This is a genomic window from Streptomyces sp. NPDC057474 (genome assembly GCF_042802555.1).
GTDB lineage: Bacteria > Actinomycetota > Actinomycetes > Streptomycetales > Streptomycetaceae > Streptomyces.
This window is the reverse complement of the sequence record NZ_JBHVDX010000017.1, coordinates 47,159-58,967: the sequence shown is the minus strand read 5'-3', so window position 1 is coordinate 58,967 and position 11,809 is coordinate 47,159. Positions and strand designations below refer to the sequence as shown.

The window sequence follows — 11,809 nt, the reverse complement described above, 5'->3', positions numbered from 1 at the left end:
TCCCGCTGCGGCATCGCCGGGCGGGAGGTGTCGGCGCCGCGCTGGTCGCCACCGCAGCCCACGAAGCCCGTGCCGCACAGTGCGCATGGCTCCACGTCGACTTCGAGGAGCACCTGCGGTCGTTCTCTTTCGATGCCTGCGGCTTCCAGGAGACAACAGCCGGGTGATTGCTCCATGACGTCGTCTACAACACCGACGACGTCATGCTCGGGTCAGGTGGTGCGGTCTTCTTCCTGGAACTACGCCCCCGCGCTCAGTGTGTCCGCGAGGCGGCGGCGGGAGGCGCGGGCCGCGGGGAGAGCCGCGAGGGCCAGGGCACCCAGTACCGCTGCAGCCCCGAAGGCGGACAGTGCCACAGCGGAGGGCCCCTGCGCGATGCCGGCCCCGATGCCGCTCGACCGGCCCTGGGCGTCGATCAGCCACCGCGCGAGGGGGAGGCCCAGCGCCATGGCGACCGCGATCGCGGCCACGGCGGTACAACCCGTGGCCGTGACGGTGATCGCGGTGATCTGCCGCGGCGACAGTCCGATCGCCTTGAGCGCCAGCAGATCCCGTTCGCCCTCGCGCACGGTGCCGCCGATGACAGTCAGCAGCTCGACGAGTCCGATGAGCGCGAGGACGCCGAGCAGGCCGACGACGACGCCGCGCAGCGGCGACAGCCGGTCGGCGGGGTTCGTCACAGCATGCACGTCCAGCTGTCCGCGGTCGGCCGCGGTGGTCAGCTCGGTGGCGACCCGTTGTGGGTCCGCGCCGGCCCGCAGCCGGACCTGGTAGAGCGTCGGCCGGAGTCCGGGGTCGTTCTCCCGGAGGGTGTCGAGCGAGGTGGAGATGACGCGGCCGGCGTTCTCCGGCTCGATGCTGCGGCCCACGATGTGCAGGATCTGTGGCCGGCCGCCCACGGTCATGCGCACCCAGTCGCCGACCCGCACGTCCAGCAGGTCGAGCAGTCCCTGCCCGGCCACCGCCTCGTCGGGACCCTGGGCGGCATGGCCCTCGGCCAGCGTGTAGGGGTACGGGTCCCCGCCGGTGCCGAGGCCGCGCAGCGCGATCGTGGCCGTCTGGCCCGGCACCAGGGCCGCCACCTCGACGCCCGGGTAGGCGGCGGCGACCTCGGGACTGCGAGCCAGGAGTGCCCGTGTCGCCGGGTCGCTCAGGCCGTCGTCGGCGCGCACGGTGAGCGCGGCCGCCAGGCCCATCTGCTCCGGTCGGCTGTGGAAGCGGTCCATGGTCGTCCACGCGCTCATCGCCACCACGATCAGCATCAGCGGCAGGGCGAGTCGGGCGATCGTGGCCAGTGCGCGAGGGCGGCAGGTGAACGCCCTGTGCCAGCCGAGGACCAGTGCGGGCGGCAGCCGCAGGCCGAGCGCCCGGCGCGCCACGCCCGACAGACGTCCGCCGGCCGGTGCGGCGGTCCGCGGCACCGGAACCGGAGGCACCCGCCCTGCCCGCCAGGCCGCGAGCCCGGTGGTCGCCCCGATGAACAGCACCGCCCCCACCGGCACCGCGACGAGAGCCGCCGTATGCCCCGCCAGCCCCTGCCACACGCCGACCGCGTCCCCCAGGCGGCCGGGCATCCTGGGGCCCAGAGCCTGCGTGAGCGCCGCCCCGGCCACGGCGCCCAGCAGCGCGTACGCGAGGTGCTGCAGCAGGAAGACGCGCACCACCTGGCCCGGCGTGAAACCGATCGCCTTGAGGACCGAGATGTCCCGCAGATGACCTCGGATGCGGGTGCCGATCGCCCCGTGCACGGCGAGTCCGGCGGCGACCAGCGCGCCGAGCCCGAACAACCCCAGCACCAGGCCGAGCAGCCGGTCCTCGCCCTCTGCCTCGGCCCGCGCCTGCTGCCAGGCGGAGACCTCGCTGACGGCGCCGGCACCGAGCGTGGTGACGGCACGCTGGACGGCGTAGTCGGTGTCGTCGGGGTCCGTCAGGCGCAGCCCGATCACCTGGCCGCTGTCGGAGCCGGTGCGCGGCAGGGCGGACGGCGGGGCCCAGACCAGTCCCGGCCGCTCGCCCCTGCGATAGCGCGGCTCGGCGCTGTCGGCGATGCCCAGGACGGTCCGCGTTCCGGTGCCGCCGGGCAGTGTGAGTACGTCCCCGGGCTCGGCCAGCAGCGCCTGGGCGAGGCTGCTCTCCAGCACCACACCGTCGGGCCTCCCCGGGTCCAGCCAGCGGCCGGAGGTGAGCAACGGGCGGCCGGTGACGGGCCGTTCGGCGATGCCACGCAGCTCGACGGAGGCACGGGCGCCACGGGAGGTGACCGTGGCGGAGGCGGTGGGGTAGGGGCCCGCGACAGACTCGACGCCGTCCAGACCGGCGAGCCCGGACGCGTCGGCGGAGAGAGCGGTGTGGATCCACACATGCGCGCCCCGGGACTGCGTGAAGACACGCTGCCAAGGGTTCGTCGCGTACCCGAAGAGAGCCGTCGCCAGCAGCAGGGAGGCGACGATCCCGACGGTGGCGAATACCAGGAACAGCGCCTCGCCGCGATGTGTCCGCAGGTCCGAGTGCGCCCAGCGCAACGTGGCTCGCATCGGTCAGTCCTTCAGCTCCAGCACGGCGGAGGTCCCCGCGCCGGGTGACGGCGTGCCGTCCAGCTCGACGTCGTCGGCTATGCGGCCGTCGAAGAAGCTGATCACCCGGTCCGCGGCGCTCGCCAGCCGTGCGTCATGAGTGACCAGGAGGATCGTCTGGCCCCGCTGGTGGAAACGGGACAGCAGCCGCATCACCTCACGCGTGCCCTTGCTGTCCAGGCTGCCCGCGGGCTCGTCGGCCAGCAGCAGCGGAGGATGGTTGACCAGGGCCCGGGCCAGCGCGACCCGCTGCTGCTCGCCGCCGGACAGCTCGCCCGGCATGCTCCGCTCCTTGCCCGCGAGACCCAGCTCGGCCAGCAGCCCCTCACGCTCGGCGCGTGCCCGCCTGGCGGAGACCCCGGCCAGCAACGCGGGCAGTTCCACATTGTCCGCGACCGACAGATTGGAGACCAGGTTGAAGAACTGGAAGACGATGCCGATGCGACGTCGGCGCTCCACTGCCCACCGCGCCTCGCTGTAGGCGTCCGTGCGCTCGCCGGCCAGCCAGATGCTGCCGCTGTCCGGCCGCTGCAGTCCGCCGAGCAGATGCAACAGCGTCGACTTGCCCGCGCCGGACGGACCGGTGACGGCCACGAACTCACCGGGCCGCACGCACAGATTTACCCCACGCACGGCATGGGCGGGCGCGCCCTGTCCGTAGTGGGTCTTGACGAGGCTCTCGGCCCGCAGCACAGGAGTGGGGGCGTCGCTCACTCCAACTCCTCCAGTTCCTCCTGGCAGCGCTCCAGCCAGTCGAGGTCGGCCTGGAGGTGCAGCATGGCGCCCTCGATGAGCAGCTGGGCGATGCGGTTGTCCCGGTTGTCGGCCGTGGAGAGTTTCGACAGGTTGCGCATGGTGTTCAGGTAGTGGCGCCGTTGCTTGTTGATCAGGGCGATCTGGTTGGCGAGACCGGTCTGCGGGGCGAGCGCGAGCTTCATGAAGAACTCGTCCCGCACCCGAGGCTCGTCCGCCGTCTCCTCGTACCAGGCGCGCAGCGCTTCCTGCCCGGCATCGGTGAGGTGGTAGATCTTCTTGTTGGGCCGGCTCGACTGCTCGACCTCCTCGCCCTCGATCAGTCCCGACTTCTCGAGGCGGCCGAGGGTCACGTAGATCTGGCCGATGTTCGGCTGAGGGTACGCGGCACCCAGCAGTTGCTCAAGGTCCTGCTTGAGCTCGTAGCCATGGGCCGGGCCGCGCGCCAGCAAGGCCAGGAGGGGCAGGCGCACTCGAGCTGTCCTCCTCGCAGCCTCGTATTGTGTTCCAGGCCCTAGTATCGCCCATACCTAACAGGTATACATGGCCTCTGACTCCGGGCGAAGGTGCCCGGCGCCGGTGTACAGGGAGGAACCTATGCGGTGGATACGCGCCGCCGGTAGGGGCCTCCTCGTCCTCGCGGTCGTTCTGGCCGGTTATGGCGCGTCCGGCGCTCAGGCCGACGACGGACTCGAGGGCCGCGGACCGCTGACCCTCGCCACCGCGGGCGACCTCACCGGCTACCTCGGCCCGCTCCTTCAGGGCTGGAACCGCGCACACCCCGGTGAGAAGGTCACCCTCGTCGAACTGCCGGACTCCGCCGACGAGACCCGCGCCCAGATGATCACCGATCTGCGCGGGGGCGAACGAGGCCGCTTCGACGTGCTCAACATCGACGTCACCTGGACCTCGGAGTTCGCCGCCGCCGGCTGGATCCGCCCGCTGCCGCGGAACCGCTTCCCGCTGAGCAGCTTCCTCCCGCCGGTCGTGGACACGGCCACGTACGACGGACAGCTGTACGCCGTCCCGTACGTCACCAACGCCGGCCTGCTCCTCTACCGCAAGGACGTCCTCGCCGAAGCGGGCGTCCCGCCGCCCCGCACCTGGGCCGAACTGGAGCACTACGCGAAGACCATCGCGCCCAAGCACGGACTCGACGGCTACGCGGGTCAGTTCCTGCCCTACGAGGGTCTCACCGTCAACGCGGCTGAGGCCGTGTACTCGGCGGGCGGCACGATCCTGGGCGACGAGGGCGATCGCGTCACCGTCGACTCGGCCGCCAGCGAGGGCATCGGGTTCCTCGCCCGCGGCGTACGCGACGGCTGGGTGCCAAAGGAGGCGCTGGAGTACAAGGAGGAGGAGTCCAGGCAGGCCTTCCAGGACGGCCGGCTGCTCTTCCTGCGCAACTGGCCCTACGCGTACGTCAGTGCCTCCGGCAAGGGTTCCGCGGTCGCCGGGAAGGTCGGCGCCGTACCGCTACCGGGTTCGGACGGGCCCGGAACCAGTGTGCTCGGCGGCTCCAACCTGGCCGTCAACGCGCACGCCGAACACCCCGACACCGCCGCACGCCTGATCACCTACCTCACCAGTGAGCGCGTCCAGCGGCAGGTCCTCACCCGGGGTGCGCTGCCTCCCGTACGCGCGGATCTGTACAAGGACCCGGAACTGGTGCGGGAGTTCCCGTACCTGCCGACTCTGCGCGCGAGCGTCCTCAAGGCCGCGCCGCGCCCGAAGAGCCCGCGCTACGACCAGGTCAGCATGGTCGTGCAGGCGGTCGTGCACGACGCGATGACCGGGCACTCGACGCCCGAGGCAGCGGTGCGGCGGCTGGCCCGGGAGCTGGCCGACATCTCCCGCCGCGGCTGACGTTCTCCCGGCCGCGCACGCTCCCCCTAGTTACATGTTAGGTAACGCCCGCGTATCGACCTGCTCCCCGCTGGGATGAAAAGTCGGTATATAGCGGCCTGGCTGACAGATACCTGCTGTCCATTCGTTGACACCTTCGTGAAACGCCTACATAACATGCATGCATAACTGTCAACTCGCACAGACAGGTCAACGGGTGAGCTCCAAGCACATCGACACGCGTCGCTGGTGGCGTGACGCAGTGATCTACCAGGTGTACGTCCGCAGCTTCCTGGACAGCACCGGTGACGGCGTCGGCGATCTCGCCGGAGTCCGGGCCGGGCTGCCGTATCTGAAGAAGCTGGGCGTCGACGGGATCTGGCTGAGTCCCTTCTTCCCCTCCCCACAGCACGACCACGGCTACGACGTCGCCGACTACTGCGACGTCGACCCGCTCTTCGGCGATCTCACCGAGTTCGACCTGTTGGTGGCTGCTGCCCGGCGGCTGGGCGTCAAGGTGCTGCTCGACATCGTTCCCAACCACTGCTCCAGCGAGCACCCGTGGTTCCGCGAGGCGCTGGTCTCCGCGCCCGGCAGCGCGGCCCGGGCCCGCTTCCACTTCGCCGACGGGCGGGGACCGGACGGGGTCGAGCCGCCCAACAACTGGCACGCCATGTTCGGCGGCTCCGCCTGGTCCCGCGTCACGGAGGCGGACGGCCGTCCGGGCCAGTGGTATCTGCACATGTTCACGCCCGAGCAGCCCGACTGGAACTGGCGTAGCCCCGAGGTCGGCGCGTACTTCGACCGCGTCCTGCGCTTCTGGCTCGACCGGGGTGTCGACGGCTTCCGCATCGACGTCGCCGCCGGCCTCTTCAAGCACCCCGAGCTGCCCGACTCGCCGGACCCCGAGGCCGACGCCCGCACCCGCGACTCGGTCAACCCGCTCGCCTGGAACCAGCCCGAGGTGCACGAGGTGTGGCGGCACTGGCGGGCGGTGTGCGAGGAGTACACGGCGCACGACGGCCGCGAGCGGCTCCTGGTCGGCGAGGTCTCGGTCCCGACGGCACGCGAACACGCGGAGTACGTCCGTCCCGACGAACTGCACCAGGCCTTCTTCTTCGACCTGCTGAGCGCCTCGTGGGACGCCGACGCCTTCCGCAAGGTCATCTCCGAGGCCATGCAGGACATCGCGGGCACGGGCTCGACCGTCACCTGGGTCCTCAACAACCACGACCAGGTCCGCACGGTGACCCGCTACGGCGAGCCCGCCGTCGAGGGCAGCGGCCTCGGCGCCGCCCGCGCCCGCGCGGCCGCCCTGCTGATGCTGGCGCTGCCCGGGGCCGCGTACATCTACCAGGGCGAGGAACTGGGCCTGCCCGAGGTCGTCGACCTGCCCGACGACGTCCTCACCGACCCGATCTTCCGCCGCACCGGCAGTCGCGCCCGTATCCGTGACGGCTGCCGGGTGCCGCTGCCGTGGTCCGGGCAGGCCTCGCCGTTCGGCTTCACCTCCGGCGTCGAGGGTGCCAAGCCCTGGCTGCCGCAGCCCGAGTACTTCGCCGAGTACGCCACCGACCGCGCCCTCGCCGACACCCGCTCCTTCTGGCACCTGTACCGCGACGGCCTCCAGCTGCGGGCCGCGCTGCCCCAGCTGGGCGAGGGCACGCTGCGCTGGCTGGAGACCCAGCCCGGCGTCCTCGGCTTCGTCCGCGGCGACGGCCTGGTCTGCGCCGTCAACTTCGGTACGGCACCCGCCCCGGCGCCCGTCTCCGGCACCCCGCTGCTGTCCAGCGGCCCCTGCCCGGCCGGGGTGCTCCCCGGCTCCACGGCCGCCTGGTGGATCGGCGACGACACCGATTCCTGAAGCCCCACACCTCCCCACCCCGTCAATCACCCTCCCCGAAGGGACATCAACGATGATGCGACGACGTACCACCCTGCTCACCGGCTGCACCGCCCTCGCCCTGGCGCTCGGCGCGACCGCATGCGGAGGCGGCGGCCCCGTCTCCGCAGGCGGCGGCGACAAGGCGCTCAGCGGTCAGACGGTCTCCGTGGCCGGCGTCTGGTCCGGCAGCGAGCAGAAGAACTTCCAGAAGGTGCTGGACGCCTTCACCGAGAAGACCGGCGCCAAGACCCAGTTCGTGTCCACCGGCGACAACGTCTCCACCGTCGTCGGCAGCAAGATCGAGGGCGGCAACGCCCCCGACGTGGTGATGGTCCCGCAGGTCGGCGTGCTCCAGCAGTTCGCCGGGAACGGGTGGCTCAAGCCGCTGTCCCAGACCACCCAGAAGTCCGTCGACGCCAACTACGCGAACGTGTGGAAGGACTACGGCAGTGTCGACGACACCCTCTACGGCCTGTACTTCAAGGCCGCCCACAAGTCGACCGTCTGGTACAGCCCCGACGCCCTCGACCAGGCCGGCGTCCAGCCGCCGAAGACGTACGACGAGATGCTGAAGGCCGGGCGGACCGTCTCCGACTCGGGCCTCGCCGCCTTCTCCGTCGCGGGCCAGGACGGCTGGACGCTCACCGACTGGTTCGAGAACGTCTACCTCTCCCAGGCCGGCCCCGAGAAGTACGACGCCCTCGCCGCGCACAAGCTGAAGTGGACCGACCAGAGCGTGGTCGACGCGCTCACCACGCTCAGCAAGCTCTTCAAGGACAAACAGCTCCTGGCGGGCGGGCAGAACGGCGCCCTCAACACCGACTTCCCGGGCTCCGTCGAGAAGGTCTTCGGACCCGAGCCCGAGGCCGGAATGGTCTACGAGGGCGACTTCGTCGCCGGTGTCGCCAAGGACCAGTTCGGCCGGAAGATCGGCGAGGACGCGAACTTCTTCCCGTTCCCGCCCGTCGGAGGCGGCGAGGCCCCCGTGGTCAGCGGTGGCGACGCGGCCGTCGTCCTCAAGGACGGCAAGAACACCAAGGCGGGCATGGCCCTCCTGGAGTACCTGGCCACCCCCGAAGCCGCCGCTGTGTGGGCGGAGACGGGCGGCTTCCTGTCCCCGAACAAGGAGCTCGACCTCGCCTCCTACGGCGACGACGTCACCCGTACGACCGCCAAGTCCCTCATAACCGCCGGGGACTCCGTCCGCTTCGACATGTCCGACCAGGCTCCGGCCGCGTTCGGCGGGACGAAGGGCGCCGGCGAGTGGAAGATCCTCCAGGACTTCCTGCGCGACCCGTCCGACCCGAAGGGGACCGCGGCGCAGCTGGAGGCCGCCGCGGCCAAGGCCTACAAGGGCTGATCGCGATGACCGCCACACTCACGAAGGTGGGCGGTCCGCCCGCCGCCGGAACCGCCGCCCCCAAGCGGCGCGCCCGGCGGCGGGGGAGGATCATCGCCCTGCTCTTCGTCTTCCCCGCGCTGCTCCTGCTCGGCGCCCTCGTCCTCTACCCGGTGCTGTTCTCGGTCGGCCGCAGCTTCTTCGACGCCTCCGGGACGCGGTTCGTGGGTGGCGACAACTACACCGAGATGTTCCGCGACCCGGCCACCCTCAAGGCCGTCCGCAACACCGTCATCTGGGTCGTCGTGGCGCCCGCCCTCCTCACGGGGCTGGGACTGATCCTCGCCGTGCTCGTCGAGAAGATCCGCTGGGCCACCGCGTTCAAGCTGCTGCTCTTCATGCCCATGGCCGTCTCCTTCCTGGCCGCCGGCATCATCTTCCGGCTCGCCTACGACGAGGACCCCGACAAGGGCGTCCTCAACGCGGCGGCAGTCGGCATCCACGACGCCTTCCAGGGCACCGCCTCATACCCGACGGCCCGCGCCCGTGACGGCCAGGGCCTCACCGCCGGTGACGACGGCTCGTACCGTACGAGCACGACCGTGTCACCGGGCGACACGGTCTCCCTCGGCCTGGTCGGCGTCGCGCCCAAGGACATCCAGGGCGCGGAACCCGCCTACGGGGCGGCCGCCGGGAAAGCGGGCCCCGACGAACTGCGCGGCGTCGTCTACCTGGACTTCACCCCCGGCGGGGGAGGGAAGCAGGGCGCGGTGGACCGCCGGGAGAGCGGACTGCCGGAGATGAAGGTCGAGGCCGTGCGCGACGGGAAGACGGTCGCGAGCACCACCACCGCGGCCGACGGCTCCTTCCGCTTCCCGGGCCTGGAAGCGGGCTCCTACACCGTCACGCTGCCCGGCTCGAACTTCGCCCCGCCCTACGACGGTGTCTCCTGGCTCGGTCCGACGCTCGTCACCCCGGCGATCATCGGCGCCTATCTGTGGATCTGGACCGGCTTCGCGATGGTGCTGATCGGCGCGGGCCTGTCGACGCTGCCGCGGGACACCCTGGAGGCGGCGCGCATGGACGGCGCGGGCGAGTGGCAGGTGTTCCGCAGGATCACCGTGCCGCTGCTGGCACCCGTACTGACCGTGGTCTTCGTGACCCTCGTCATCAACGTGATGAAGGTCTTCGACCTCGTCTACATCATCGCGCCCGGACCGGTGCAGGAGGACGCCACCGTGCTGGCCACCCAGATGTGGCTGGTGTCCTTCGGCGGCGGCAACGACCAGGGACTCGGCAGCGCGCTCGGCGTACTGCTCCTGCTGCTCGTCGTCCCCGCCATGGTCTTCAACGTCCGCCGCTTCCGAGGGAGTCAGCGATGAAGGTCAACGCGCTCAGGCGGGCGCTCGGCAGCAGCCTCGTCCAGGCCTTCCTCGTGCTCGTCGGGCTGATCTGGCTCACCCCGCTCGCCGGCCTGCTCCTGTCGTCCCTGCGGTCCACCGAGGACACGGCCAGAGGCGGCTGGTGGACGGCGCTCACCAGCCCCGGCCAGCTGTCCTTCGACAACTACTCGGCGCTGCTGGGGAACGCCGGCATCACCCAGGCGTTCTGGAACACCGTGCTGATCTCGGTGCCCACGACCGTGCTCGTCGTGGTCATCGCAGCGCTCGCCGGATACGCCTTCGCCTGGCTGGACTTCCCCGGCCGCGACCCGCTCTTCCTGCTCGTGGTCGCCCTGCTGGTGGTGCCGGTGCAGATCGGTCTGTTGCCGGTGGCCAAACTCTTCGGCCAGCTGGGCCTGTTCGGCACGATCCCGGGCGTCGTCCTCTTCCACGTCTCCTACGGACTGCCGTTCGCGATCTTCCTGCTGCGGAACTACTTCGCCGAGATACCGAAGGAGATGCTGGAGGCGGCCCGCATGGACGGGGGCGGCGAGTGGCGCATCTTCACCCGGCTCGTCCTGCCGGTCGGGCGGCCCGCCCTCGCGAGCCTCGCCATCTTCCAGTTCCTGTGGGTGTGGAACGACATGCTGGTGGCGCTGCTGTTCGCCGACAGCTCGGCACAGCCCTTGACGGTGGAACTGCAGTCGCAAATAAGGCAGTTCGGCAGCAACATCGACGTGCTCGCACCGGGCGCGTTCCTGTCGCTGATCGTGCCCGTGGTCGTGTTCTTCGCGTTCCAACGGCACTTCGTGCAGGGGGTCATGGCGGGATCAGTGAAGTAGGACCGGTGCAGCTCCGGACCGGTGAAGCTCCGGACTCAGGCCGTGTCCTGGAGCCTCACCGGACCCGGCTCCGGCCTCTTCGCCGAGCAATCGTCGCCCGACGAACGTCCGCGCAGTCGCCGCCACAGCCACGGCCCGAGGAAGTCCACGCCCCAGCGCACCTCGGCGCCGAACGCCCGCAGGGCGGCAACGGGGGGATGCGGAGGAAGTGGCTCTGCCCAGTTGTCGTGGCCCGGCAGACCGAGCGTGTGGGCCATGCCTGAGGCGATCCGGGCATGTCCCAGCGGGCTCGCGTGCAGCCGGTCGTCGGCCCACAGGCGCGGATCGGTGGTGACGGGGTGCGCGAAGACGTCCAGGACGACGACGCCGTGCCGCTCCGCGGTGGCGCGCAGGCGGGTGTTGAGGTCGAGGATGCGGGGGAGCACCCGGCGCGCGAGCGGCGAGACCTTCCCCAGGTCCGGGAAGGTCACGGTGGCGACCTGCGCGCCCGACGCGGTGAGACGGGCGAACATCTCCTCGATGTCGGCGACGACCGCCCCTGCGTCGAAGCCGGATCGCACCAGGTCGTTCATACCGGCCATGACGGTCACGAGGTCCGGCTCCAACTCCAGTGCCGGGCCCAGCTGTTCGGCCCTGATCAGGGCGGCCGTCCTGCCGCGTACGGCGAGGTTGGCGTACGTCAGGCTCGGCTGGTGCCCCGCCAGGACTTCGGCCAGCCGGTCGGCCCAACCGCGGTGTCCGCCCGCCGGATCGGGGTCGCCGAGGCCCTCCGTCATGCTGTCGCCGATCGCCACATAGCGCCGGTAGGGGTGCGGAGCGGTCATGGCGAGAAGCCTACGCATTTACGTCAGTAGCAAAGCATCAGGGGGCCTTACGCCTGCGTCATGGAACGCGCCTCGGGCCCGGCGAGGTAGAGCCGCAGGGCACACTGGTCCTCCGCCTCGACGACCACTTGCCGTTCCCAGTGCACGCTGAGGCGGTGCGCAACGTCAACCAGCCGACGGCGCTCCTCCGGCGTGTACGCGGGAAACCGCGCCCAGCCCCGGTCGGCGATCTCGTTGCCGAGTTCACGGAACAGCACCGCCCGCACGCGTTGTTCCTCTTCGTCGGTCAGCGGTGTGGGACCTCCTTCCGTCGGCCGCAGCTGGACGTTGTACAGGTCTCGAATCATCAAAGGCTCCAGTAGTCGC

General features: G+C 70.8%; 10 protein-coding genes and 1 pseudogene. 6 read left to right on the top strand and 5 right to left on the bottom strand.

Annotated features, from left to right (window positions below; translation table 11 throughout):
- Window positions 1-11: 11 nt before the first annotated feature.
- Window positions 12-167: pseudogene (locus ACFU53_RS07460) on the top strand (GNAT family N-acetyltransferase); the annotation flags it as partial.
- Between the two features lie 72 nt (window positions 168-239).
- Here ACFU53_RS07460 and ACFU53_RS07455 read toward each other — a convergent pair.
- From ACFU53_RS07455 to ACFU53_RS07445, 3 genes are read right to left on the bottom strand one after another with little or no spacing between them, the layout of a single operon-like run.
- Window positions 240-2,534, bottom strand: a complete 2,295-nt coding sequence (locus ACFU53_RS07455; RefSeq protein WP_383987105.1) for an FtsX-like permease family protein — start codon at window positions 2,532-2,534, stop codon at window positions 240-242.
- A 3-nt stretch (window positions 2,535-2,537) separates the two neighbouring features.
- Window positions 2,538-3,287, bottom strand: coding sequence for an ABC transporter ATP-binding protein (locus ACFU53_RS07450; RefSeq protein WP_383987102.1), 750 nt, complete (start codon window positions 3,285-3,287; stop codon window positions 2,538-2,540).
- Window positions 3,284-3,799, bottom strand: a complete 516-nt coding sequence (locus tag ACFU53_RS07445) for a PadR family transcriptional regulator (RefSeq protein ID WP_383987099.1) — start codon at window positions 3,797-3,799, stop codon at window positions 3,284-3,286. The genes ACFU53_RS07450 and ACFU53_RS07445 overlap by 4 nt, the downstream gene beginning before the upstream one ends.
- A 124-nt stretch (window positions 3,800-3,923) precedes the next feature.
- Between ACFU53_RS07445 and ACFU53_RS07440 the strand changes: the two genes are divergently transcribed.
- The 5 genes from ACFU53_RS07440 to ACFU53_RS07420 all read left to right on the top strand — a co-directional run bounded on the left by ACFU53_RS07440 (window position 3,924) and on the right by ACFU53_RS07420 (window position 10,619).
- Window positions 3,924-5,192: an ABC transporter substrate-binding protein gene (locus ACFU53_RS07440; protein ID WP_383987096.1), complete on the top strand. Its 1,269-nt coding sequence runs from the start codon at window positions 3,924-3,926 to the stop codon at window positions 5,190-5,192.
- Between the two features lie 196 nt (window positions 5,193-5,388).
- Window positions 5,389-7,035: a glycoside hydrolase family 13 protein gene (locus ACFU53_RS07435; protein WP_383987093.1), complete on the top strand. Its 1,647-nt coding sequence runs from the start codon at window positions 5,389-5,391 to the stop codon at window positions 7,033-7,035.
- Window positions 7,036-7,087: 52 nt separating this feature from the next.
- Window positions 7,088-8,416 (top strand): ABC transporter substrate-binding protein, encoded by a 1,329-nt coding sequence (locus ACFU53_RS07430; protein ID WP_383987090.1) that lies wholly within the window; start codon window positions 7,088-7,090, stop codon window positions 8,414-8,416.
- Between the two features lie 5 nt (window positions 8,417-8,421).
- Window positions 8,422-9,777: an ABC transporter permease subunit gene (locus ACFU53_RS07425; RefSeq protein WP_383987087.1), complete on the top strand. Its 1,356-nt coding sequence runs from the start codon at window positions 8,422-8,424 to the stop codon at window positions 9,775-9,777.
- Window positions 9,774-10,619 (top strand): carbohydrate ABC transporter permease, encoded by an 846-nt coding sequence (locus tag ACFU53_RS07420; protein ID WP_383987084.1) that lies wholly within the window; start codon window positions 9,774-9,776, stop codon window positions 10,617-10,619. The genes ACFU53_RS07425 and ACFU53_RS07420 overlap by 4 nt, the downstream gene beginning before the upstream one ends.
- A 35-nt stretch (window positions 10,620-10,654) precedes the next feature.
- Here the strand turns inward: ACFU53_RS07420 and ACFU53_RS07415 are convergent, their stop codons facing one another.
- Complete coding sequence (locus ACFU53_RS07415) at window positions 10,655-11,443, bottom strand: SGNH/GDSL hydrolase family protein (protein ID WP_383987082.1); 789 nt, start codon at window positions 11,441-11,443, stop codon at window positions 10,655-10,657.
- Between the two features lie 47 nt (window positions 11,444-11,490).
- Window positions 11,491-11,790, bottom strand: a complete 300-nt coding sequence (locus ACFU53_RS07410) for a hypothetical protein (protein ID WP_383987078.1) — start codon at window positions 11,788-11,790, stop codon at window positions 11,491-11,493.
- Between the last annotated feature and the right edge of the window lie 19 nt (window positions 11,791-11,809).